Below are 22619 nucleotides of genomic sequence, written 5' to 3' on the forward strand. Positions count from 1 at the left end.
GGAGTCTCTCCGCGGCGCTTCACTCCTTGAGTAGCACCTTCACGGAAGCCGTCTTGACGCGAAACGACTTGCATGATGAGATGCTTTTGGCCTGAAACGGGGCTTCCGGGAAGGTTTGTTGGCAGGGTCCCCTGAGAATGAATAGATACCAAACCGAAATGAATATGCAACAGGTAATCACGGACATCATAACAGTCACGCGCAAAGAGGTATGGGAGTTGAGGCATTCAATGCGCCATTTATACTGGTTGCTCGTCTGGCTCCTGATGCCGGTTTTTCTGGTGTACGGAAACACAAGTCGGAGCCTGGTACCGATATCTTCTTTGTATCTGTTTCTTCCTTCTCTACTTGCGCTGATGACGAGCGGTCAAATCGTACTGGACACGATCCTGGGAGAGAAAAAAGCGAAAACATTGGAGGTGCTGCTTTCTACCGGTATTTCTCCGGTGGCCATCATTATTGGCAAAATGATCCCGGCCATCGTCATCGGTTACACGCTTTCACAGCTAGGCCTTCTTGGATTGAACGCATTTTCTCTGCTTGATGGACTCCCCACGACGCTGGCGACAAACTGGTTTTTGATCATCAATCCACTTACAGCAGCTTATCTGGCAAGCTGTGTGGTTATTATGACGACGATTCTAATCCCTGATGAGCGGATCTCACCAACGGTAGCCATGCTTCTGGTGTTAATTCCTCTTGTCTTCCTAGGATATCTTTATAACCACATGGTTTGGTCAGTACTCAACATGTTCCTGCTCAGCATAGGCGTGATTCTTTTCTGTGGGTTGTTAACATGGTTCGCCGCAACAACTATCAAGCGAATCCCTCTATTTACGCAAATCTAGCTAACGGATTGAACCGTTAGCTTGGTTTTCCCTCAATCCTACTGTTGAGGTTCCCGGTCAGGTTCTTTTACTCATCAAAATTAAAAGGAGATACCGATGCAAAAACCAGAGTATGTATCCAATGTAGCTGCTTGTTTAATCGATCCGGCGGTTGCTTTTGCCATGTGGACGACTGGTATCTGGATTGGTTGTGGTGTTGTCTTGAATGCTGCTATGTAGTAGCGCATAGTGATAACAAGGTTGCCTGACCAGGACTTTATACAGCACGCCGTGATTTAGTCATGGTGTGTCAGCGAAGAAGCACGCTCGTGTGCATCGCTACCACGTATCCGCCGACACGGGCGTGTTTCTTGCCTGACATGGCCTGTCACTGATTCGCTGGAGGATGATGAGAACCCATGTACCCTATTATTTCAGCACCGCGAAAAATCAAATTGCAACCTGACTACTCGACTATTTATGTGAATACAGGAAGGATTTACGTTAATGAATCGGCGGCCTCTATTCTCCGCCTATGTAACGGGACGAACACCCCGGACGATATAATTGAACAACTGATCATTAAGTATGATGAAAAACCGGAGATCGTTACGGATTTTGTTCGTGAGTTTTTGGATTATTCGTTACGGTTGGGTACTGTCACCCCATCCGCGAGCCGCGAGTTGGCGGAAATAACTGTACAGGGAAATACGACTTACTGGACCCCTGATGCTGTTGTGCTGGAACTGACGCATAATTGTCCGTTGTCGTGCCGGCATTGTTTTCTCGACGCCGGGCATGGGACCAGTATGAGCAAAGAAATGTTAATGCCCCTCTGTGAAGAAATGGTCACGATGGGCGTTGATATGGTGCAGTTGACGGGAGGCGAGCCTCTCATTTATCCTGGGGTTGACGCCATCATTGAGTTTTTCATCCAACGAGATATTCGTTTGAGTATCACAACCAGTGGTATTGTGAACTCGCCCAAAACGAACCAGGCCATTGCTCGCATGAAGGGCACCGGGGGTTGGGTGCAGGTTAGTCTGGACGGATTGGAAGATACGCATAATCAAATGCGCGGTAATCGCCATGGCTATTCAAGCGCGGTTGCCTTTATCCAGAAAATGATTGCGCTGGGAATTGACGTTGACGTTGCCACCACTGTCACACAAGCCTCATTTGATGAACTTGAGCCGTTATGTCAACAGTTGAAGGCGTGGGGTGTTCGTACCTACCGCATAGGCGTTATCTCAGAGCGCGGCAGGGCGATAGACAATGGACTGGGATCTCCCGCAAGTTTGCGCCGGATGGTGGCCGAAAAGAGACGGGCGCTCAAAGCCAGGTACGATTCGCCCCGTTTTCACGTTTCAGGGTTTGAAGACGATCTCATTGGGGACCCCCATGCGCGGCAACAAGAGAACTGTGGGGCCGGTTATCGAATACTGAAGATCTCGCCGGATGGCAACGTTCACCCTTGCCCTTTGATGAACTGGCCGATTGGGAGCCTTCAAGACCATTCGCTGACGGAGATAACGCAAAGAAATGGCAAACGATTTGCCCTTATGCTTTCTCCGTCGCCGCAACAGTGTGGAACCTGCTCTAATCTGGTTTTCTGTAAAGGGTGCATGGCTGAGGCGCTGCAATACTGTGGAACGGTCGAACGCTGCAACTGGAAAACATCCCAGGCGGCAAGCGCCGGGTTGTATTAACGATTCTCCTGGCCGCGCGTATACCACGTACCGCCCGGCCCGTCATAACTGCCGCCTTCGCCCCAGATGGCGTAGTTCGTTCCGTCGTCGCCAACTTCCAGTTCCAGATAATCGCCATAGGGGAAGGCATAGCCGGCCCAATCTTTGTAGGATGCGCCAAAGGGTTGGTTGGAGAGGCGAACAGGCAGGCTCCACGTCTGCCCGCCGTCCGTGGTGCGGCGATACCAGGTGTTCCAGCCGGTCTGCTCGCGGATGCGGTCGTCCTGCCAGATGACGCGGAAGTCGTCGGGCGCGGGGCCGGCGGCCACGGCGGGGAAGGCGTTGTTGACGGCGGGGTCCTGGCTGGAGATTTGCCGCCGTCCGCTCCAGGTGAGACCACCATCTTCGGAGGCGCGGATGTAGAGTTGCTGCGGGGATTGGGGGGAAATGCCGGCATGATACGCCACCAACACCGTCCCCACCCTATCTACGGCCAGCCCCATCGACGGCCCCAGGAAACCGAGATAACAGCCGGGGGACCAGTCACATGCCGGCATTTCCGCCGACACATCCACCAACTTTGTATCCCAACTCGCGCCCCCATCCGTCGAACGTAGCACATAAAGGCGGCTGTTGCCCGTATAATCCGAACGGTACGAAGCCGCCGCCACATACGCCGTGCCATCCGCCGCCACCGCGCCGCCACTGTGGAACCAGTAGCGCAAAACGCTGCTCGTGCGCACCGGCGGGGCAAAACTCAGCCCGCCATCGTGCGACGCGGCCACATAACTCGCGCGCGCATTAAAGGCCACGTACACGTCCATCCCATCCGGCGAAATCAGTAGCACCGGCCTGTCCGACCACTGTGGCGGCTCCCCATCTTGCGGGGCCACCAGGATGGGCGCGGACCAGCTCTGCCCCCCATCGTGCGACTGCTGGTAGGTGACGCCGGGGACGTAATCGTGCAGCCAGGCAACATGCACCGTGCCGTTGGCGTCCACGGCAATTTGCGGGTCATTTTGGCTGCGCTGCGTCTGCGCCAGGAACTGGTCCGGCTCCCAGGTGGCGCCGCCATCCAGCGAACGACGAAAGATTAATGCCGGCAATGGGCACGTGGGACAGGGTGGTGGACCGTTGTAGCGCGTCGTCATCTGGTACACCGCGCCCCCGTTCGGGTCCACCGCCGTCGCCGGCTCCCAATCGTCATGTCCGCTCCACCGCCGCTCCAGGTCAAACCCATCCGGCTGCCGCGTCGCCGCTTCCGCCGCCGCTGCGACCACCGCCGCCTGCCCCGCTTCCTTGCGCGCCTCCGTGGCGGACAGCTTTACCTCCGGCGCGCGCGCCAGCGCCCACACCCCCACGCCCAACCAGCACATCACCAGAATCCAACGCCGCATCTTCCACCTCCACGCTATCCCGTGTTACACTGATTTTTGTTGTAACGGCTAAGCCAGATTGGACCAATTTTCTCTCGTGAAATTGGTCCAATCTCCAGAGAGCATAGCGCAAATGCCGGCAGGCCACAAGCAACGCCCCCTATCCCTCCCGCACGCCCTCACACGACAAACGTTTGACAACCTCTTTACATCTCACTAGACTTTGGTATGAACGAACTTCTCTGACTTCTTTGCAAACGCTGTTCATGAAAAGTAGTCCGAACATCTTGTTCGGACAGTCAAGCAGGATGCAAGCCCCGCCTGTTTTCGCAGGAGACTTCATGCGCCGCAGCGCATCACCATCAATGAGAACATCTTTCCCGAAGCTGTTACCCAGGGCCATCATCTCTGACGAAGCTTCCGGGAAGATCATTTTCGGAGGAGTTTCCCATAGGCAGGGTTCACCACAATGAATGAAAACAGTCACAGATTTCGCAGATGACGCAGATTCATCTGGATGGTCGCTGGCGACTACCAACTATCAACTGCCAACCACCACCTATCAACTTTCTCACCGGAAATGTCCAATGGCCATACAACTACAAACCGAGATCCCGCCTCTTTATCAAGATGTGTCAGGCGCGCTCCGTGTGGGGGATTCCCGCGTGTTGCTGGAGATCGTTATTAACGCCTTTGAAGATGGGGCAACCCCCGAAGCCATCGTGCAGCGTTATCCGACAGTGACATTGGCTGATGCCTACGCGGTCATTGCTTACTACTTGCGTCATCGGGAAGACATTGAGGTTTACCTGGCGGAACGCGAAGGTCTGGCCAAGAGCGTGCAACGGCGCATTGAAAATCAGCAAGGAAGCGCCACGGAAATGCGCAACCGTTTATTAGCCCGCCTGCAAGACAAGATTTAAACCATGCGTTGGTTGAGTGACGAAAATCTCAACGCGGACATTTTACGTGGGCTTCTACTCCGTCGCCCCTATCTGGATTTAGTGCGCGTTCAGGATGTTGGATTGAGGGGGTCCGACGATCCCACAGTTTTGGCCTGGGCAGCCGCGAACGATCGGATCATGTTGACGCATGATCGAGCTACGATGCCAGACTTTGCTTATAATTCGGATTATGATCGGGCAATCAATGCCAGGCGTCTTCGTAATAAATGATCGCACTTCTCTACGACAGGTAATCCAGGAACACATTTTGATTGAAGATTGCAGCGAGCAATCAGAGTGGTCCGGGCTGGTCATCTATTTGCCTCTATGAGTATATGAAATGGGGCGGATTTCGACGGGCATGGCTGCCAGACTTGCCGGCTGGCATGGACTGGGTAGCCTTCATGTTTGCGCTGGATCGTTTTGGCCTCTCTCCCGTTGGCATTGACCCGGACGAATTAGAAGAAGACCTGGCAAATGCCTGAATGCGGATAGCTGATGCCGCTGGTGTTTACAAGATTTGACCGTTCCGCGGTTTGCGATTAGACTTCATCCAACGTAACTGCTAAGCTAGATTGGACCAATTTTCTCTGGTGAAAATAGCCATCGAGCGCGTGAAATTGGTCCAATCTCCAAAGAGCGTTAGTAGTCACCATCCAACCACATACATTCTCATCCAGAGAGGTGGAGGGATCGGCCCAGTGAAGCCTCGGCAACCCCCGCGTATGACGCGGCAGGTGCTAATTCCGACAGGCAGTCCGCGAGAGGACATGTCTGGCAGATGAGAGCCACGACAAACGGCCTCTCATCTTATGAGAGGTTTTTTTTTATGCAGTGTACATAACAGAAAAGCCACCCCTTTGTAGCTAGACCTGTTTACCAGATGCACGGCATGATAACCGCAAAAAGGCGCATACCTGTTTCTCAATAAAGAACTGACGAGCGCCTTTCAGCGACAACGGAACAGAGATTACAAAAGTCTGCCAGACTTTTGTAATCTGGTACAGGACGACCACATGCACCGAACAACACGCTTACAAGAAGAACTGGCGCGGCGGATTTTGATTCTGGATGGGGCCATGGGCACAATGATCCAAAGCTACCAACTGGACGAGGCCGGCTATCGTGGGGCGCGCTTCGCCAATTACCACCGCGACGTGAAAGGCAACAACGACCTGCTCGTTCTCACACAGCCGGACATCATCCACGCCATTCACCGCGCCTATCTGGAAGCGGGCGCGGACATCATCGAGACCAACACCTTCAACGCTACCGCCATTTCGCAGGCGGATTATGGCATGGAAGCCTTGTGCTACGAGATCAACCGCGCGGCGGCGGAGATCGCCTGTGCCGCCCGTGACGAATATGAACGGGCGGCGGCGGATGGTCGCCCCCGCTTCGTGGCCGGCGCGCTCGGTCCCACGAACAAAACCGCCTCCATCTCCCCCGACCTCAGCAACCTGGGGTATCGCAACGTCACCTTCCACGAACTGGCAGACGCCTACTACACCGCCGCGCGTGGGCTGGTCGAGGGGGGCGCGGATTTGCTGTTGGTAGAGACGATTTTCGACACCCTCAACGCCAAAGCCGCCATTTTTGCTATCCTCAAATACTTCGACGAAAGCGGTCGGCGGCTGCCGATCATGATTTCGGGCACAATCACGGACGCCAGCGGGCGCACCCTCTCCGGGCAGACCACGGAAGCGTTCTGGAATTCGGTGGCGCACGCGCAGCCGCTGGTCGTGGGGCTGAACTGCGCCCTGGGCGCGCGGGAGATGCGTCCTCACCTGGAGGAAATCAGCCGCATCGCTAACACTTACGTCAGCGTCTACCCAAATGCGGGGCTGCCCAACGAATTTGGCGAATATGACGAAACGCCGCGGATAACGGCGCATATTTTGCGCGAATTCGCCGAAAGCGGCTTCGTGAATGTCGTTGGCGGCTGCTGCGGCACGACGCCCGCGCACATCCGCGCCGTGGCCGCCGCCGTGCGCGACCTGCCGCCGCGCCCGGTTCCCCACATTCCGCCTATGTGCCGCCTTAGCGGGTTGGAGCCGCTAAATATCTCTCGCCAGTTGAACTTCGTGAACATCGGCGAACGCACCAACGTCACCGGCTCGCGCAAATTTGCCCGCCTCATCCGCGAGGAGCGGTACGAGGAGGCGCTGAGCGTGGCGCGGCAGCAGGTGGAGAGCGGGGCGCAAATGATTGACGTGAACATGGACGAGGGGATGCTGGACGCCGAAAAAGCGATGACCACGTTCCTCTACCTGATCGCCAGCGAGCCAGACATCGCCCGCGTGCCCATTGTCATTGACTCGTCCAAATGGTCGGTGATCGAAGCGGGACTGAAGTGCGCCCAGGGTAAGTGCGTGGTCAACTCCATCAGCCTGAAGGAAGGGGAAGCGGAATTTATGCGCCAGGCGAGGCTGGCGCGGCGCTATGGCGCGGCGGTGATTGTGATGGCCTTTGACGAGGAAGGGCAGGCGGACAGCGTGGCGCGCAAATTCAGCATCTGCCGGCGCGCCTATCGCCTGCTCACGGAGCAGGTGGGGTTTCCGCCGCAGGACATCATTTTCGACCCCAATATTTTCGCCGTGGGTACGGGCATTGAGGAACATAACGAGTACGCCCTGGCCTACTTCGAGGCGGTGCGCCTGATTAAGCGGCAGTTGCCGTACGCGCTGGTCAGCGGCGGCGTCAGCAATGTGTCCTTTGCCTTTCGCGGCAACGACGCGGTGCGCGAGGCGATTCACGCTGCTTTTTTGTATCACGCGATAGATGCCGGCATGGACATGGGCATCGTCAACGCGGGACAACTCGCCATCTACGAAGAACTGGACAAAGAACTGCTGCGGCGCGTGGAAGACGTCCTCTTTAACCGCCGCGCCGACGCCACCGAGCGGCTGGTGGCCTTTGCGGAGACCGTGCGTGGCGAACGGCAGGCGGCGCAGGCGGATCTGGCGTGGCGGCAGTTGCCCGTGGCCGCACGGCTGACGCACGCCCTGGTGCAGGGCATCGGGGATTACATCGTGGCGGATACGGAAGAGGCGCGGCAGCAGTTTGCGCGCCCGATTGAGGTGATTGAAGGGCCGCTGATGGACGGCATGAACGTGGTGGGAGACCTTTTCGGCGCGGGGAAAATGTTCTTGCCGCAGGTCGTAAAAAGCGCGCGCGTCATGAAACAGGCGGTTGCCCACCTGGTCCCATTTATTGAAGCGGAAAAGGCGGCGGGCGCTAGTCGTTCTCAGGGCAAAATCCTGCTGGCGACGGTGAAGGGGGACGTCCACGACATCGGCAAGAATATCGTAGGGGTGGTGCTGGGCTGCAACGGCTACGAGGTGATTGACCTGGGGGTGATGGTCCCGGCGGCGAAAATTCTGGAGACGGCGCGGCGGGAGCAGGTGGACATCATCGGCCTGAGCGGGTTGATCACGCCGTCGCTGGAGGAGATGCGGCACGTGGCGCGGGAGATGGAGCGGGAAGGGATGGAGACGCCGCTGCTGATTGGCGGGGCGACGACTTCCAAAATTCATACGGCGGTGAAGATTGCGCCGGGCTATAGCCGTGGCTCGGTGATTCACGTGACGGATGCGTCGCGGGCGGTGGGGGTGGTGGCGCGGCTGTTGAGCGACGATTTGCGCCCGGCTTTGCTGGCGGAGGTGGGGGGGGAATATGAGGCGGTGCGGCGGCAACATGCCGGCAAACGCGCCCGCACGCGCCTCATTTCCCTGGATACCGCCCGCCAGAACAAATTCCGCATTGACTGGAGCCAGTACCAACCGCCGCGCCCGCGCCGCCTCGGTCTCACCGTTTTTGCCGATTACGACCTGGCGGAATTGCGCCCCTACATTGACTGGACCCCCTTCTTCCGCACGTGGGAACTGGTAGGGCCATATCCACGCATTCTGGAAGACCCGGTTGTGGGCGAAACGGCCAGCCACCTGTTCCGCGACGCGCAGGCGATGCTGGACTGCCTCATCAGCGAGAAGGGGCTGGCGGCGCGGGCGGTGATTGGCCTGTTCCCGGCGAACAGCGTGGAGGATGATGACATTGCCGTGTATGCGGATGAGGCGCGGGGGGAGCGCGTGGCGACGCTGCACATGCTGCGGCAGCAGATGGAGAAGCCGCCGGGGCGGCCCAATTTGTGCCTGGCGGATTTTGTGGCGCCGGCGGGGTCGGGGGTGGGGGATTATGTGGGGATGTTTGCGGTGAATGCCGGCATTCACCTCCACCAACTCTCCCAACGCTTCCACGCCGTCCACGACGACTACAACCGCATCCTGGCGCAGGCGCTGGCGGATCGGCTGGCGGAAGCACTGGCCGAGCGCATGCACGAACGCGTGCGGCGCGAATTCTGGGGATACGCCCCCGACGAGGCGTTGTCCAACGAAGCCCTGATCAAAGAGCAATATCGCGGCATCCGTCCCGCGCCCGGCTACCCCGCCTGCCCCGATCACACGGAAAAAGAGCAGCTTTTCGCTCTGCTGGACGCCCCGCGGAACGCCGGACTCACCCTCACCGAAAACTACGCCATGTCCCCCGCCGCTGCCGTCAGCGGTTATTACTTCGCCCAACCCGCCGCCGCCTACTTTGGTTTGGGGCGCATCGGCAAAGACCAGGTCGCCGACTACGCGCGGCGCAAAGGCATGACTGTAGCGGAAGTAGAACGATGGCTGGCCCCCAATTTGCACGACGCGGAAGAAAGTTAATGACGCCGCGCCCGGCGGCGTATCGCCATAGGTTGGTCATACGTTGGACTTCATGATAAACTGAAATCCAATGGAGCAGGTTTGTTTTCAAAGTTGAGGGCGACCATGATGATGACGCTTACGCCAGAGAGGGTCCCACTGACGAAACTCCCCAAAGCCGGTCTTACGGGCCAGATGTTGTTAGAGATGGGCGATATTGGGCCGTGTGAGCTAGTCGAGGGAGAACTGGTATTGATGAGTCCAACGAAACCAAAACATGGCAATGTTGAATATCGCGTGAGCAAACTCATAGGTGATTTTGTAGAAACGCATGATTTGGGCGACGTTTTTGTCGGCGAAGTTGGCGTTTATACACAGCGGAACCCGGACACGGTACGGGGCGCGGATGTCGTTTTCATTTCCCATGCGCAGTATGAGCGGTCGGCGGCGGGTGATTTTTTCACCGTGGCCCCGGAGTTGGTGGTGGAGATTTTGCCGCCTGATGATCGCTGGAGCCACGTGCGCCAAAAGCTGCGCGAATACTTTGGGATTGGGGTGCGCATTGTCCTGGTGGTGGACGTGAAGGAAGCGGTGATTGAGCTTTATCGTTCACCGACGAATGTACAGGAATTGCGGGCAGGGGATGTGTTGACGATGGAAGATGTTCTGCCGGGATTGTCCCTGCCCGTGGAGAAACTGCTGGGAGAGTAGGGAAGGGCGTTGGGAGTTGGGAGCCGCCGTTTACCGTTTTTCGTTCACTGTTTTCCGTTCATGGTTGTCGCGTAACTGCTAAGCCAGATTGAACCAATTTTCTCTCAATCTCCAGAGAGCGGTAGTTACGTTGTCGCAGCAAATCAAGCGGACCCTGCCCCGCCTCCGCGTGGCACTGCACGCAGGCCGGGAAAACCACGCTGTTCACGTTGAGGAAGAACTGGGTGGCAAATCCGGCCACGTGTGCCTGGTGACAGTCAAGACAAGTGACAACGGTGTCTACGGGGTGCGGCAGTTCCGTGCCGTCGCGTGGACCGCTCCAGTCGGGCGGGTAGTTGAGTTGTCCGGTGGCGGCGTAGGTGGGGGTGAATGCCGGCATCTTATTATGAAAATGATTCTCGAACCCCACCAGCGTCACCGTCTCCTCGTGGCACTTTAAGCAACCCGCGTTCAAGACATCCGGTGTGCGACTGTACCGCTCCGGCCCCCGCCAGTCGCCATCGTCCGCCTGCCCCCCTCCCTGCGCCGCCCGCTCCACCGTATTATCTGGGTTGCCCAGGGCAAACGTCGCCGTATCCCCCGCCGCCAGCGCCAGCACCCGCAGCCGCTGCTCCACGCTATCATCACCGCGATGGCAGTCGATACACTGGAAGTCAGGATTTTGCCAGTAATGGTAACTGGCGAGATCCGTCACGTCGGCCACGTCCGTGGACGCGGGAGCCGCATGGGCGCGGTCGAAATACGTCACCTCCGGCGCGCGATGGCAGGCGGTGCAGAAGGTGTCGTGTTCCTCCAGCCTGCTGGCCGTCACCAACCCGACCAGACCAAGCAGCAGCAGACTCCCCAGACCCATAGCGAAGATTTTAAGCAGGCGCATAGCCAACCTCATCCAATTTGTACAACGATGTTCTGTATTTTGTCTGTGCCATCGGGGAAAGCGCCTTCGAGAATGCCGCGCCCGATTTCGTTTTGCCTGAAGCCGTCGCTGTCCGTGGCGCGCACATACAGGGTGTAGCTGGTGGCCGCGGTGGGGCGCCAGGTGTGGTAGAATTGGGTCCAGACTTCCGCGGAGGGGCCGGGCAGCAGCGTGGCGTCTTGCCAGGCGGGGGGATTACCGCCGGATTCGATGCCAATTTCGACGCGGGTGATGGGGCGAATGCCGGCATAAGCCACCCCATCAATCGCCACATCCCCCAACGGCAGCCGGCTGATATGCGCCGGCGACACAATCTGCGAATTCGTCTTCACCACCGCTTCATCCGACCAGCCGCGCTGCTCCCAATACCCCCGATGATCCGCGTCGGCAATCAACGCCAGCCGCGTGATCCACTTCGGCATCTTCTGTCCATAGCGGCCGGGCAGGAAAATGCGCAGCGGGAAGCCATGCGCGGGGGTCAACGGCTCCCCATTCATCTCATACGCCATCAGCACGCCCGGCTCCATCAGGCGGGCCGCGTCTACGGACGTTTCGTATCCGTCCGCCGCCAGCAACCGCGCCCGCCGCGCCTCCGCTCGCACCCCCGCCTGCGCCAGCACATCCGCCAGCCAGAAACCGGCCCAGTTAGCGTTGCCAATCTGGTTGCCCCCTACCGGATTGCCAATACATTCCAGCGTGCGCATCATTTCCGCGCGCGGCAGTGCCCGCACCGCTGCGTCATCCAGCGTCAGCGGGCGGCGCACCAGGCCATCAATCGTCAATCGCCAGCTATCCACATCCACTTCCGCCACCCCCTGATACTGCTGCTCATAGAAATCAGCCGTGGGCGTGATCCGGATGGCGCGCGGCGACGTGGCCGTGGCCGGCGGCGTGGGGGTCGGCGCGACGGCAGGCGAACTTGTGGGGAGCGGGATGGGCGTGCTTTGCGGGCGACAGCCAATGAGCAAGGACACGGCGGCCCCGCCCGCCAGACGCAGAAAGTGGCGGCGGCTCCAGCCGGGAGCCGCGACGAGCGATGGGAGCGGATGACGCTGAGGCATTTGTGGTTCTCCGGGTTTTGACGCGCGGCGGATGGGGCGCGCAAGCAGCGCCCATAGTATAAACCAGTTGCTATGATATTGCGTCGTGGTTATTACCTTGCGCTTGTCCAATTCTTACAGGAAACTTAAAAGGAGGCGGCAAGATTCAGCCGTAAGCTGTGTGTAAGGTATTTGCGTACAATGGGCGGTGGCGCGATGGGAGGAGAGCGGCGCGCTACCGGTGTTTGATGGAGGATGCGAGGCATGATGTTAAAAGAATCAGAAGACATTTTGGTGGTGGATGATGAGGCTTCGGTGGTAGAGGTGGTTAGTCTGTATCTGAAGCGGGATGGTTTTCGTGTGCGGCAGGCGCGCAGCGGGCGGGCGGCATTGGCGGCGATTCAGGAGAAAATGCCGGCACTCGTCATCCTCGATGTGATGCTCCCCGAACTGGACGGTCTGGAAATCATGCGCCGATTGCGGCAACAAAACCAGGAATCGCCCCCCGTCATCCTCCTCACCGCGCGCGGCCAGGAAACCGACCGCATCTACGGCCTGGAGATGGGCGCGGACGATTACGTCACCAAGCCCTTTTCCCCCGCCGAACTCGTCGCCCGCGTGCGCGCCGTGTTGCGCCGCGCGCGTGGCAACCAAAACGCGCAGGCCGACCGCGAAACCATCCAGTTCCACAACCTGGTGATCAACCCGCTCACGCGCCAGGTGACGGTGCGTGGCGATAACATCGAACTGACCGCTACGGAGTTCAACCTGCTGCATTTTATGGCGCAGCACCCGCGCCAGGTGTTCAGCCGCGACCAACTGCTGGAAAACGTGTGGGGATTCGCCGAATACGTCGATCCCAGCACGGTCACGGTGCATATTCGCCGCCTGCGCGAGAAAATCGAGGAGGACGCCAGCCGCCCGCAATGGCTGCTGACTGTGTGGGGCGTCGGATACCGGTTTGATCCGGGGCAGTAGCGTGTGGGGATTTGAGGTATGAGGTATGAGGTATGAGGTATGAGGTATGAGGTGTGAGGTGTGAGGTGTGAGGGGTGTTTTGTTTCGATGGGATAGGGGGGGGGGGAATCCCGCTTGAGGCGCTGACTGCGGGGGGGGGCTTGAGGATGGCTGGCGGGTCTATGCGAATGGATAATCAGGGAGATTGAGAGATGGAAAGCACGACAGGGCGGACGGCCCAATCGTCGAATTTTAACTTGTTGAGCTGGCTTAGCGCGTCGCCGGGACAAGTGCTGATCGCCGGCGTGCTGCTGGCGCTGCTCGTCACGGTTGCCGTCGTGCGCTGGGCCATGAACCCGCCGCTGGGCGAGGTCGTTACCCTGGTGCAGACGCTGGCCGCCACATCCTTTGCCTCACTGGGCGTCGGCTTCATCCTTTACCGCCGTGGCTGGACGCGCTCCCCCTCGCTCAGCCTGACGCTGATCGCCGCCTACGTCATCGCCGCCCTGCTCACCTGGGTCAACGTGTGGGTAATGGCTCGCCTGATGTTCGCCAGTGCCCACGATCTGACATTGGCGATGGTGCTGCTGCTCTTTTCAGGCATTATTGCCACTACCTTTGGCATTTTTGTGGCCGCCAGCGTTACGGACGGGTTGCGCCAACTGGCGCAAGTGGCCCGGCGCCTGGCGCAGGGCAACCTCAGCGCCCGTGCGGCGGTGTCTGGGCGGGATGAGGTGGCGCAGGTGGCGCAAAGTTTTAACGTGATGGCGGCGCAGTTGGAGGAGACGGCGCGGCAGCGGGAAGAGCTGGAAGCGATGCGCCGTGACCTGGTGGCCTGGGTGTCGCATGATTTGCGCACGCCGCTGACGAGCATTCGCGCTCTGGTGGAAGCCCTCAGCGATGGCGTGGTTACGGACCCGGAGACGGTGCAGCGGTATTACCGCACCATTCGCGCCGATGTGCTGTCGCTGAATACGTTGATCAACGATTTGTTTGAATTGGCGCAGTTTGACGCGGGCCTGGTGTTGGAGAAGTCGCCTTACTCGCTGGGCGACCTCATTTCGGATGCGTTGGAGAGTTTTCGCGGCCTGAGCATGGTGAAAAACGTGGAAATTGTGGGTTCGGTGGGGGCGGACGTGGACCCGGTGCTGTTGAACGCGCCGAAATTGGGGCGCGTCCTCTCCAATTTGCTGGGCAATGCGGTGAAGTATACGCCGGCGGGCGGGCGCGTGGAGGTGAGCGCGGCGCGGGTGGGGGCGTGGGTGCGGGTGACGGTGGCGGATAGTGGTCCCGGATTTTTGGCCGCGGATTTGCCGCGTGTGTTTGAGAAGTTTTATCGGGGGGAGCAGGCGCGTTCGCGGGCGACGGGGGGGGCGGGCCTGGGGTTGGCGCTGGCGTGCCGCATTGTGGAGGCGCACGATGGGCGCATTTGGGCGGAGAATCGGGCGGAAGGGGGGGCGTTGGTGGGGTTTGAATTGCCGGCATAATCCCGCCACCACAATCGCCACTCCTTCCCGCCCATCAAGAGAAACCATCAAGGTAAATATGTGGTAACTGCTGACGTAACGGAAATTAAATAAGACAACGAAGTTGTTTCCTGACCGTTCCTTCAAATTGACGATGCCATTCCGTGCTTGATTTCATCGTCAGGCCTAAGGCAGATTGGACCATTTTTCTCTGGTGAAATTGGTCCAATCTCCAGAGTGTGTTCATAAACCTTCCCGGAAGCTGTCTTGATGCCACATGACTGGAATATCGAGCTTCCGGGAAGATCGAAGGATGCTATATGAACGACGCTAATGACAAGCATTTGACCGAAATAGGGCGGGAACTGCTGCGGCAAATGGCTCCTGACTGCGAATTGCTGTCCATTGCGCCCCTGCCCGGCAGTTATTCGAACGAAACGCACCTGCTCACGGCTCGCGCGCCCGCCGGAGACGCGCTGCGCCTGGCGGTGCGCCGGTACGCGGTGTTTGGCGATTACGACCGGGGGGAAAAGGCGCGGCGCGAGTTTAAGACGCTGGAGCTTTTACACGGGCAAGGCATCCCCGTTCCCACCCCGTTTTTTTTGGATGATGCCGGCGTGGTCCTGGGCACGCCGGGCATTGTCACCCGATATGTGCCTGGCGAACTGGTTCTGTCTCCGGCGGACCCTATCGACTGGGCGGAGAAGTTGGCCCGGATGTTGGCGAGAATCCACGCGGTTCCCGTTGGCGGCGCGGCGCGGTCATTCTTGCTGGATGCGGACGCGGAGGCGAGTTGGTTTTTGCGGCCAGAGGCGCCACCCGCGTTTATGCGGGCGCACCCAGATGGGGAAGCGGTGTGGGGGACGGCGTGGGCGTTGTGGTCGCGCGCGCGGCGGGAGTCCCCGGGGTTGGTGCATGTGGATTACTGGTCGGGTAATGTGTTGTGGGATGGGGGGGAGATTGCGGCGGTGGTGGATTGGGAGGAGGCGGCCTGGGGAGATGCCGGCATTGACGTGGCCTACGCGCGCATGGAAATGTTCCTCCTGGGCCTGGACGCGGCGGCGGATGTCTTTTTGCGTGTCTATGAGGCGGAAAGGGGGCGGCGCGTTGCCAATCTGGTCTTGTGGGAACTGGCAGCGGCGGCCAGGCCTATGTTTAGTCCGGAGGGGTGGGTCTCGGAAATGCCGGCAAGCCGGCGGTTCCACCAATTCATCGAGCGAAGTCGCGCGCTTGCCGCCGTTTGAGGCAACGACAAGCGCGCGGCTCTATGTGGAACAGATGGACCGCTACATCTCCTCGCGGTAATAGAGGCGGTACTTCTCGCGCGCTTTCAACACCGCGCGGCGCAAAATCTCATGTACGCGCTGCGGATCCTTGATGTTGTTCAGCACCAGTGAAGGATTGCTGGTATCGTGGCTGCGGATGATAATATCGCCCAGATTGAACATCCGCTCCGTGAACCGCTGGCTCTGGTCGATGTCCTGCACCCGCACCAGCTCAATATCCTCGCGGCTCTTGCCCAACACCCCTTCAACAACGCGGATACGCTCGTTGGTGATGATGTATTCCACGCCGATGGAGAGAAAAGGACGCCCGCGCCATAACACCTCTTCGTCCGCATGGTCCGATTCGTCCAACGTTTCCGCCGCCGGTTTCTCCGGCTGATTGCTTTGATACGTTTGCTCCAGGTAATCGTCCAATTCCATCAGCGCCGTATCCGTGACCAGGTCCACTAATGGCTCCAGTGTGGATTGGGGGATACCCTCCACGGACACGTCTCCTTTGGCGATAGCCTGCCAGACCTTTGCCTTGATGCGAGATTGCATATCTTTCACCATCATCAGTTTCTCCTTCGAAAACGCTCGGTAGGGCGAGTTTTTAATTCGCCTGAAAGAAGTGGGTGGTTAGTCGTGTTAGCAGCATGACAGGTTCGCGGATACGAGGCACATCCGCGAGGCCCTGATCATGTTCATCCATCGGGTGCGCTTCGCGTAGGGAACATTCCCGCGAAAATGGCTTGCAGGGTGCGTTCCGCACTCGCCGCCGCAAAGGGAGCCGGGTTGAACGCGGAAGAACGTGGATAAAACAAGAGTCTGCCTGTTTGCCGGAAAGCCGGGCGGCGGCTACAATCACTTTTCGCCACATGGCTGCATATGATCCTAACAACCGCGGCACATACGACCACGGACTCAAGCGCCAATCGTCGTCCGGCGCACATTGGATGAGGTAATCACTATGCCAATCTATACGTACAAATGCGCAAATTGTGGGCACGTTTTTGAGGCCAGCCAGCGCATGTCAGATGATCCCCTGGATGAATGCCCGATCTGTATGGGCAGCGTGCGCCGCGTGATCAACAGCGTGGGGGTGGTTTTTAAGGGGCAGGGCTTCTATGTGACTGATAATCGTCGCAGTACGACGCTTCCAAGTACGTCCGGAGCTGGTGAGGCAAATGCCGGCAAAAGCGAATCCGCCACCTCCGACACCACCTCATCCAGTAAACCGGAAACCACCACTCCCGCTAAATCCCCTTCGTCAGAAAGTGCGCCAGCCTGACGCGCCCAGACGGCCTCGGACTCACGAAAGCAGCCAAAAGCCTGTGCCGCATGACACAGGCTTTTTTGATCAAGAACCGTGGCGTGAACGCATCCGCCGTAGTCGGTTAAATCTGGAAGCCGCCCGTGGCGTTGGCAATCACCTTTTTGCTGAAATCCGTCACCAGGTCGGTGAGCCGAATTTGCAGATTTTCCCACGACTCGCTTTTTAGGATGCGCTCCATCTCTTCTTCGGTGTTCGTGACCGCCGAAAACAGGATTTGTTCACACGCTCCGTAGAGCGTGTACCATGCTTGAATGTCGGTCAAGCCCAGACGATTTGTGCCTGGGATAAATTCGCTCACCATAAACTCGAAATACTCCGATTCCAATTCGGAGCGAATATTCCAGCGGAGGATGAGTTTGGCAGGTTTGTTCATTGTTTTGGTTGACCTGTCCGTCGCCGTGGTGCGGCGTAACCGCGGCGGCCATGTACGCTTACGCGACCTGGGTTCGTTTCTTACAATTTGGGCGTAAGGAGGATGACTTCGGTTTCTTCGGCGAGATTGCCGGCGGAAACCTTCAAACTACTCACCTCTTTGGCATCTGTCACCCCCATTTCCTTCAAGAAACGTTCCGCGCCATCAAGATCGAGCCGCAAACCCGGCAATTGGTAATGCATGGGCACGACAATGTCCGGTTCCAGCATGGAGACCAGTTCCGCCGCCTGGGCTGCGTTCAGGCTGTTGCCGCCGCCCACAGGCAGCAGCAGAATGTTCACTTGTTCCAGGGCCTCAATTTGCGTCTGCGAGGGCACTTTCGCCAGATCGCCCAGGTGCGCTATGCTGAGGCCATCATAGTTGAAGACGTAGAGGACGTTGCGCTCGGATTGATCGATGTGGCTGGTGGCAATGCCTGTGATGAAGACGCTGCCGATTTCGTACTCGCCCGGACCGTTGAGGGCGTAGCGATAGCCCGTCACCGCGTCCGCGTAGTTGTGGCCGGGGGCGTCGTGGCTGATGGTGACCACGTCCGCCCTCAGTTTGAGCGGCGGCAGCCCCAGGTTGCCATCGTAGGGGTCGGTGACGATGGAGGCGCGCCCGCGTTCAGCGAGGCGAAAACAACTTAAGCCGTACCAGGTTAATTCCATGTAGTGATGCTCCTGAAGGTGCAACGCTCTTTTTGGTGCGTTTCACCTGTATAATTGCTGTTATTATATGGCGTAAGCGACAAAAGGTAAAACGGGGGAGGTGGCTGCCGGGTCGTCTGGCGGAGATGGGGTGATGATGGATTTGCGAGAAGTGGCGCTGCGGGACGGGCAGGTAGAGGGGGGGGCGGGACATTGGCGGTTGATTTTGCCGGCATCTTCCGCCCCAACCTACATGGACGCGCAGTTGGATGATTATGCCGGCAAACCTCGCCGCACCTACCCCTGGAAACCTGGCCTCACCCTTGCCTTGCGTGCCCGCTTCTCACACGAGCGGGAGGAACTTGCCGGCACAGCCGGCTTCGGCTTCTGGAACGCCCCCTTTGGCGCGCCCGACATCCGCCGGCCCGCCTTGCCCCAGGCCGCCTGGTTTTTCTACGCTTCGCCGCCCACTGATTTGCCCCTATCCCCCACGCCGCCCGGTCGTGGCTGGTTCGCCGCCACTTTGGATGCCGGTTCCTGGCGGGCGCTGCGCCTGGCCCCCTTGTCGCCGGTCTTGCTGCTGCTGAACCAGTTCGCGACGATGCGGCGACGGGTGTGGCCGTGGGTGCGGGAGGCGTTGGGCGTGGAATATGCCGGCATCTCCTCCGATATGTGCCAGTGGCATGAATATCACCTCTCCTGGCAGGCGGAAGGCTGCGTTTTTACCGTGGACGGACAACCCATCCTGGCAACCTCCCACAGCCCGCGCGGTCCCTTGGGCTTCGTCTGTTGGTTGGACAACCAATACCTCGTGGCGACCACGCAGGGGCGCATCCAGGCAGGCGTACTGCCCATCCGCCAACGCCAGTGGCTGGAAGTGTCCGACCTGACCATCCGATGAAAAACGCGCGTCTTTTTTGACATCCCTTTTGCGCTTTGCTATACTTTATACCCTGTACCTCTGCAAAATTAACAACAGAGAGGGAAGGAGGGATGGCCGAGTGGACGATGGCAACGGTCTTGAAAACCGTAGTGGGCTTTGCTCACCGGGGGTTCGAATCCCTCTCCCTCCGTTAACAAATGACAGCCTCATGGGGAGGTGCCAGAGTGGTCGATTGGGGCCGCCTGCTAAGCGGTTAACGGCGTAAAACCCGTTCCAGGGTTCGAATCCCTGCCTCCCCGTTTTTGTGTCTTTAGGGTATAATTATTCTATGGACGCTGGCACCAGTATATGCGCCCTTAGCTCAGTGGATTAGAGCGTCTGGCTACGAACCAGAAGGTCGGGAGTTCGAGTCTCTCAGGGCGTACCTGACAGAAAGCGACACCAAATGGCGTCGCTTTTTTGTTGCCGGGCGACGGCGATAAAGTTAGAGTTATAAAGGCGGCGTGGTCAATGCTTTGGCCCACCCGGAATTATGCTTGACGTCAACGAATTATGCGCACACCTGCCGGCAAAGAATGCCGATTCTACTATCAAAATTTCCATCGCGGTCGCTCAGACCAGGAATGCCGCCTGGTACAAAGCAATCCCCGCTCACCGGACTGGCAGCCCCGCGACTGCCAGTCCTGCCCCGTTCCCGACATTTTAATGGCCAACAACAGCCCGCACCTCGTTCTGGAGGGAACGGTAAAAAAGGGCATGTTAGGACTGAATCGGCGCGTAGAAGTGACCGCTTTTTGCAGCAAACATTTGATTGACGTTCCCTCTCCGCAAGTTGGCTGCCCGGAGTGTGCGCGGGAGCGGCCCGGGTTGAACGCCTTGTTTGGCGATCAGTAAGCCGCCTTGTCGCCTTCTTCTTGCTGGAAGCTGTGGCGCTTCCAGCAAGATTTAGACAAGATAACGACTAACGCTCTCTGGAGATTGGACCAATCTCACCAGAGAAAATTGGTCCAATCTATCCGGCTTAGCAGTTACTAGACAAGTATGATCAAAGCGATATTGCTGGACCTGGATGACACGCTGCTTTTCAACGATATGCGCGCATTTTTGCCGCGCTATTTTGGATTGCTGGCGCAATTTGCCCAGGCCGCCGGCTATGGCGAGTACGACATGGTGCGGGAGCTGCTCTACTGTACGCGCGAAGTAATCGCCAACACCGACCCTCAAGTGACGAATCGGGAAGTGTTTTGGGCCGCTTTCCAGCAGCGCACAGGGGCGCCGCGGTCACGGACGGAGGCGCTCTTCGACCGCTTCTACGCGGAGCAGTTTCCCCTGCTGCGGTCGGTCACAAGCCCCGTACCCGGGGCTGCCGACCTGGTGCGTTGGTGCCAGGCGCGCGGCTGGCGCGTGGTGGTGGCGACGAATCCGCTCTTTCCGACGACGGCGATTGAGCAGCGGTTGGCCTGGGCTGGCCTGCCGGTGGCCGAGATGCGGTTTGACCTGGTGACGACGTTTGACAATATGCACGCCACGAAGCCGCAGCCGGCGTATTACCGAGAGATTTTGGCGGCGGTGGGATGTAGGCCGGAGGAGGCGTTGATGGTGGGGGACGATTGGGAGAATGATGTTGTGCCGGCATCTGTCCTCAACCTGCACGCCTACTGGATCACGTCGGACGCCACGTCCCCCCCAGACCCGGACCTCATTGTCGGCTGGGGCGCACTCGCGCAACTGTACGACGCGCTGCGCCGCGGCTGGCTGCCCGGCGACCACAGCCTGCGCCCTGCCCCCTTTTCCCCTCCAAACGAGCCATAGCCATGCCCGAAACGCCGCCTGTCCCTGCTCTCCTCGACCAGATGCGGCAGTTTGCCGAAAACGTGCATCGTGCCCTCACCGGCGCCGATGTGCATTGGATGTGGCAGCCCGATTCAGGCGAATGGTCGCTCACCCAGGTTATTTGCCACCTGCGCGATGTCGAACGCGAAGTGCATCGTCCTCGCTTCGACGCCCTCATCGCTCACGAAAACGCCTTCATTTCCGGCGTCACCCCCGACGAGTGGGCCGTCCCCCGCAACTACCAGGCGCAAAATGGTCCCACCGCGCTGGCGGACTTCTACGCGGCGCGCACACAAACCGTAGCCATGCTGCGTGCATTAGACGACGCCATGTGGCGGCGACGGGGGCGTCATGCCTTCTTTGGCCCCACCACCATGCACGAACTCCTCACCCTGGTCGTGCGCCACGACGCCGCGCACTGGGAGCAAATCACGGCGCTGCTGGCGCAAGCCCACTGACAATGGCGTCTTACGTCATGCGTTGTTGCAGCGCGGCAATCTCCGTTCGCAGTCGCTCCGCCCGCTCCTGATCCCGCCCTCGTTGAAACAAAGAAAATTGGTGCTTCTTGTAGGCCAGCTCCGCGCAGTGTTCGTAGAAGCGTATGCTGGCGCGATACCCGGCGAAGCCGCCCGTTGAAAGCTGCCGCAGGCTTTGCTTCGCTCGTTTCCAGGTGGAGGAGGCCGTCTGCCACTGCTGCGCCGTCAACAAGCCATGTTCCACCTCTTCCGCCAGGTAGTTTTGGATCCAGCGGCTCTCTTGCCACAACGCCCAAGCGATAATGCCAAATGTGAGCAGCAGGCCGCCATAATCGCTGAGGAACAGCAGCACGCAGAACAGCCCGCCGATGGAGGCGGAGGCGTTGTGCGTGGCGTGGAGAAGGACGGCCACGCTCCAACCGGCAATGGGGGCGGCCAGGCGCGTGATTTTGCCGCGGGCAAAGCGGGCGGCAACCAGCCCCAGCCCGGTCATGCTGCTGAAGAGGGCATGGTTGAGGCCAAAGAGGAAGGCGCGCATGAAGATGTTCACTTCCCAGGCAGCCAGTCCCAGTTCTTTATAGACCCGGGTAAAGTAGAAGACGTTCTCTACCATGGCAAACCCCATGCCCACCATGGCTCCGTAGATGATGCCGTCTAGCGGGCTGTCCAGTTCGTGCTGCCAGAAGACGAAAATGCCCAGCAGGGCCAGTCCCTTGAGTGATTCTTCGACGGGGGGGGCGATGACGACGGCTCCCACGAAGTCGCCAAAGCCTTCGCTGAGCAGGTAGAAAGGAATGCTCAGGGCGGTGTTAAAAAGGAAGGCGGCGATGATGCTGGGGATGGCGCCCCAGAGAAAGGCGGCCAGAACCAGCCGCAATGGTTCTTTTTCGTAGCGGTCAACCCAGTAGATGAGGGTGACGTAGAAGCCGGTGGGGATGATGGCGGCGAGCAGGGAGGGAAGGATCATGCGCGCATTCCTGGTACGTGGCGGCGGCAACTGGATGAGCCGGGTCGCGCCCGTCTGTTCTTAATGAAGGTTTAACAAAATGGGGCGAGATGTTAACATGGTGTTCAAAGCGGCTTAACAAGCGGCAAGTATACTCATGAATGTACCCGGCGGCATAGGCAGTAGTTCCTTCTCTTACCTC

21 protein-coding genes, 3 tRNA genes, 1 pseudogene and 1 riboswitch are annotated in these 22619 nt (G+C 58.9%); of the genes and pseudogenes, 18 read left to right on the top strand and 7 right to left on the bottom strand.

All coding sequences use genetic code 11. The features are described from left to right. The first annotated feature begins 158 nt into the window (after positions 1 to 158). Together H6650_02620 and H6650_02625 are read left to right on the top strand one after the other, a co-directional pair. Entirely contained in the window at positions 159 to 848 is a 690-nt protein-coding gene (locus H6650_02620) for a hypothetical protein (GenBank protein ID MCB8950888.1), read from the top strand. Positions 849 to 1246: 398 nt separating this feature from the next. Continuing rightward, the gene (locus H6650_02625) at positions 1247 to 2536 is read left to right on the top strand and encodes a radical SAM protein (protein MCB8950889.1); all 1290 of its coding nucleotides are present in this window, start codon (positions 1247 to 1249) and stop codon (positions 2534 to 2536) included. On the opposite strand, the gene H6650_02630 is transcribed toward H6650_02625, so the two are convergent. Further along, positions 2533 to 3912 carry an exo-alpha-sialidase gene (locus H6650_02630; protein ID MCB8950890.1) on the bottom strand — a complete coding sequence of 460 codons (1380 nt, stop codon included), beginning with the start codon at positions 3910 to 3912 and terminating at the stop codon, positions 2533 to 2535. The two genes, H6650_02625 and H6650_02630, sit on opposite strands and share 4 nt — an antisense overlap. A 566-nt stretch (positions 3913 to 4478) precedes the next feature. Here H6650_02630 and H6650_02635 point away from each other — a divergent pair. The 5 genes and pseudogenes from H6650_02635 to H6650_02655 all read left to right on the top strand — a co-directional run bounded on the left by H6650_02635 (position 4479) and on the right by H6650_02655 (position 10237). Continuing rightward, positions 4479 to 4814, top strand: a complete 336-nt coding sequence (locus H6650_02635; protein ID MCB8950891.1) for a DUF433 domain-containing protein — start codon at positions 4479 to 4481, stop codon at positions 4812 to 4814. A 3-nt stretch (positions 4815 to 4817) separates the two neighbouring features. Then, positions 4818 to 5166 (top strand): annotated as a pseudogene (locus H6650_02640) (DUF5615 family PIN-like protein). Continuing rightward, positions 5108 to 5320, top strand: coding sequence for a hypothetical protein (locus tag H6650_02645; GenBank protein ID MCB8950892.1), 213 nt, complete (start codon positions 5108 to 5110; stop codon positions 5318 to 5320). The pseudogene H6650_02640 and the gene H6650_02645 overlap by 59 nt, the downstream one beginning before the upstream one ends. A 184-nt stretch (positions 5321 to 5504) precedes the next feature. Further along, a riboswitch (SAM riboswitch) is annotated at positions 5505 to 5623 on the top strand. 228 nt (positions 5624 to 5851) lie between these two features. Continuing rightward, positions 5852 to 9547 (top strand): methionine synthase, encoded by a 3696-nt coding sequence (metH, locus tag H6650_02650; protein MCB8950893.1) that lies wholly within the window; start codon positions 5852 to 5854, stop codon positions 9545 to 9547. Between the two features lie 234 nt (positions 9548 to 9781). After that, positions 9782 to 10237, top strand: coding sequence for a Uma2 family endonuclease (locus H6650_02655; protein MCB8950894.1), 456 nt, complete (start codon positions 9782 to 9784; stop codon positions 10235 to 10237). Positions 10238 to 10295: 58 nt separating this feature from the next. Here the strand turns inward: H6650_02655 and H6650_02660 are convergent, their stop codons facing one another. Further along, positions 10296 to 11114, bottom strand: coding sequence for a hypothetical protein (locus H6650_02660; GenBank protein ID MCB8950895.1), 819 nt, complete (start codon positions 11112 to 11114; stop codon positions 10296 to 10298). Positions 11115 to 11122: 8 nt separating this feature from the next. Further along, the gene (locus tag H6650_02665; GenBank protein MCB8950896.1) at positions 11123 to 12214 is read right to left on the bottom strand and encodes a molybdopterin-dependent oxidoreductase; all 1092 of its coding nucleotides are present in this window, start codon (positions 12212 to 12214) and stop codon (positions 11123 to 11125) included. A gap of 246 nt (positions 12215 to 12460) precedes the next feature. Here H6650_02665 and H6650_02670 point away from each other — a divergent pair, with 246 nt between their 5' ends. The 3 genes from H6650_02670 (at position 12461) to H6650_02680 (ending at position 15860) form a co-directional block, all read left to right on the top strand. After that, positions 12461 to 13171 carry a response regulator transcription factor gene (locus H6650_02670; GenBank protein ID MCB8950897.1) on the top strand — a complete coding sequence of 237 codons (711 nt, stop codon included), beginning with the start codon at positions 12461 to 12463 and terminating at the stop codon, positions 13169 to 13171. A 191-nt stretch (positions 13172 to 13362) separates the two neighbouring features. Further along, a complete protein-coding gene (locus tag H6650_02675) occupies positions 13363 to 14637 on the top strand; it encodes a HAMP domain-containing protein (protein ID MCB8950898.1) in 1275 nt (424 codons plus the stop codon). A gap of 299 nt (positions 14638 to 14936) precedes the next feature. Beyond that, on the top strand, positions 14937 to 15860 hold the full coding sequence (locus H6650_02680) for a phosphotransferase (protein MCB8950899.1): 924 nt from the start codon (positions 14937 to 14939) through the stop codon (positions 15858 to 15860). A gap of 42 nt (positions 15861 to 15902) precedes the next feature. On the opposite strand, the gene H6650_02685 is transcribed toward H6650_02680, so the two are convergent. Further along, on the bottom strand, positions 15903 to 16457 hold the full coding sequence (locus H6650_02685) for a PH domain-containing protein (GenBank protein ID MCB8950900.1): 555 nt from the start codon (positions 16455 to 16457) through the stop codon (positions 15903 to 15905). Positions 16458 to 16851: 394 nt separating this feature from the next. On the opposite strand from H6650_02685, the gene H6650_02690 reads away from it, so the two are divergent. Next, positions 16852 to 17172 (top strand): FmdB family transcriptional regulator, encoded by a 321-nt coding sequence (locus H6650_02690; GenBank protein MCB8950901.1) that lies wholly within the window; start codon positions 16852 to 16854, stop codon positions 17170 to 17172. Between the two features lie 106 nt (positions 17173 to 17278). Here the strand turns inward: H6650_02690 and H6650_02695 are convergent, their stop codons facing one another. Both H6650_02695 and H6650_02700 read right to left on the bottom strand, forming a co-directional pair. Continuing rightward, positions 17279 to 17590: a hypothetical protein gene (locus tag H6650_02695; GenBank protein MCB8950902.1), complete on the bottom strand. Its 312-nt coding sequence runs from the start codon at positions 17588 to 17590 to the stop codon at positions 17279 to 17281. Positions 17591 to 17670: 80 nt separating this feature from the next. Then, positions 17671 to 18300, bottom strand: coding sequence for an MBL fold metallo-hydrolase (locus tag H6650_02700; protein ID MCB8950903.1), 630 nt, complete (start codon positions 18298 to 18300; stop codon positions 17671 to 17673). Positions 18301 to 18433: 133 nt separating this feature from the next. Here H6650_02700 and H6650_02705 point away from each other — a divergent pair, with 133 nt between their 5' ends. The 7 genes from H6650_02705 to H6650_02735 all read left to right on the top strand — a co-directional run bounded on the left by H6650_02705 (position 18434) and on the right by H6650_02735 (position 21453). After that, positions 18434 to 19180 carry a hypothetical protein gene (locus H6650_02705; protein MCB8950904.1) on the top strand — a complete coding sequence of 249 codons (747 nt, stop codon included), beginning with the start codon at positions 18434 to 18436 and terminating at the stop codon, positions 19178 to 19180. An 86-nt stretch (positions 19181 to 19266) separates the two neighbouring features. Then, positions 19267 to 19352, top strand: a tRNA-Ser gene (locus tag H6650_02710). Positions 19353 to 19372: 20 nt separating this feature from the next. Continuing rightward, positions 19373 to 19461 (top strand) — tRNA-Ser (locus H6650_02715). 51 nt (positions 19462 to 19512) lie between these two features. Further along, positions 19513 to 19586 (top strand) — tRNA-Arg (locus H6650_02720). A 128-nt stretch (positions 19587 to 19714) separates the two neighbouring features. Then, positions 19715 to 20056 (top strand): hypothetical protein, encoded by a 342-nt coding sequence (locus H6650_02725; protein MCB8950905.1) that lies wholly within the window; start codon positions 19715 to 19717, stop codon positions 20054 to 20056. 147 nt (positions 20057 to 20203) lie between these two features. Continuing rightward, entirely contained in the window at positions 20204 to 20974 is a 771-nt protein-coding gene (locus H6650_02730) for an HAD family hydrolase (GenBank protein ID MCB8950906.1), read from the top strand. Between the two features lie 2 nt (positions 20975 to 20976). Continuing rightward, positions 20977 to 21453: a DinB family protein gene (locus H6650_02735; protein ID MCB8950907.1), complete on the top strand. Its 477-nt coding sequence runs from the start codon at positions 20977 to 20979 to the stop codon at positions 21451 to 21453. Between the two features lie 10 nt (positions 21454 to 21463). Here the strand turns inward: H6650_02735 and H6650_02740 are convergent, their stop codons facing one another. Further along, complete coding sequence (locus tag H6650_02740; protein ID MCB8950908.1) at positions 21464 to 22438, bottom strand: PrsW family intramembrane metalloprotease; 975 nt, start codon at positions 22436 to 22438, stop codon at positions 21464 to 21466. Positions 22439 to 22619 lie beyond the last annotated feature (181 nt).

Source organism: Ardenticatenales bacterium (assembly GCA_020634515.1).
Taxonomy (GTDB): Bacteria; Chloroflexota; Anaerolineae; order Promineifilales; family Promineifilaceae; genus JAGVTM01.

Excerpts from the sequence above, each read along its gene's own strand:
- H6650_02675 (MCB8950898.1), top strand. The coding sequence starts at position 13,363 with ATGGAAAGCACGACAGGGCGGACGGCCCAATCGTCGAATTTTAACTTG.
- H6650_02700 (MCB8950903.1), bottom strand. The coding sequence starts at position 18,300 with ATGGAATTAACCTGGTACGGCTTAAGTTGTTTTCGCCTCGCTGAACGC.
- H6650_02625 (MCB8950889.1), top strand. The coding sequence starts at position 1,247 with ATGTACCCTATTATTTCAGCACCGCGAAAAATCAAATTGCAACCTGAC.
- H6650_02665 (MCB8950896.1), bottom strand. The coding sequence starts at position 12,214 with ATGCCTCAGCGTCATCCGCTCCCATCGCTCGTCGCGGCTCCCGGCTGG.
- H6650_02725 (MCB8950905.1), top strand. The coding sequence starts at position 19,715 with ATGCGCACACCTGCCGGCAAAGAATGCCGATTCTACTATCAAAATTTC.
- H6650_02685 (MCB8950900.1), bottom strand. The coding sequence starts at position 16,457 with ATGATGGTGAAAGATATGCAATCTCGCATCAAGGCAAAGGTCTGGCAG.
- H6650_02705 (MCB8950904.1), top strand. The coding sequence starts at position 18,434 with ATGATGGATTTGCGAGAAGTGGCGCTGCGGGACGGGCAGGTAGAGGGG.
- H6650_02655 (MCB8950894.1), top strand. The coding sequence starts at position 9,782 with ATGAGTCCAACGAAACCAAAACATGGCAATGTTGAATATCGCGTGAGC.
- H6650_02690 (MCB8950901.1), top strand. The coding sequence starts at position 16,852 with ATGCCAATCTATACGTACAAATGCGCAAATTGTGGGCACGTTTTTGAG.
- H6650_02735 (MCB8950907.1), top strand. The coding sequence starts at position 20,977 with ATGCCCGAAACGCCGCCTGTCCCTGCTCTCCTCGACCAGATGCGGCAG.
- H6650_02660 (MCB8950895.1), bottom strand. The coding sequence starts at position 11,114 with ATGCGCCTGCTTAAAATCTTCGCTATGGGTCTGGGGAGTCTGCTGCTG.
- H6650_02695 (MCB8950902.1), bottom strand. The coding sequence starts at position 17,590 with ATGAACAAACCTGCCAAACTCATCCTCCGCTGGAATATTCGCTCCGAA.
- H6650_02670 (MCB8950897.1), top strand. The coding sequence starts at position 12,461 with ATGTTAAAAGAATCAGAAGACATTTTGGTGGTGGATGATGAGGCTTCG.
- H6650_02630 (MCB8950890.1), bottom strand. The coding sequence starts at position 3,912 with ATGCGGCGTTGGATTCTGGTGATGTGCTGGTTGGGCGTGGGGGTGTGG.
- H6650_02740 (MCB8950908.1), bottom strand. The coding sequence starts at position 22,438 with ATGATCCTTCCCTCCCTGCTCGCCGCCATCATCCCCACCGGCTTCTAC.
- H6650_02620 (MCB8950888.1), top strand. The coding sequence starts at position 159 with ATGAATATGCAACAGGTAATCACGGACATCATAACAGTCACGCGCAAA.
- metH (MCB8950893.1), top strand. The coding sequence starts at position 5,852 with ATGCACCGAACAACACGCTTACAAGAAGAACTGGCGCGGCGGATTTTG.
- H6650_02730 (MCB8950906.1), top strand. The coding sequence starts at position 20,204 with ATGATCAAAGCGATATTGCTGGACCTGGATGACACGCTGCTTTTCAAC.
- H6650_02680 (MCB8950899.1), top strand. The coding sequence starts at position 14,937 with ATGAACGACGCTAATGACAAGCATTTGACCGAAATAGGGCGGGAACTG.
- H6650_02635 (MCB8950891.1), top strand. The coding sequence starts at position 4,479 with ATGGCCATACAACTACAAACCGAGATCCCGCCTCTTTATCAAGATGTG.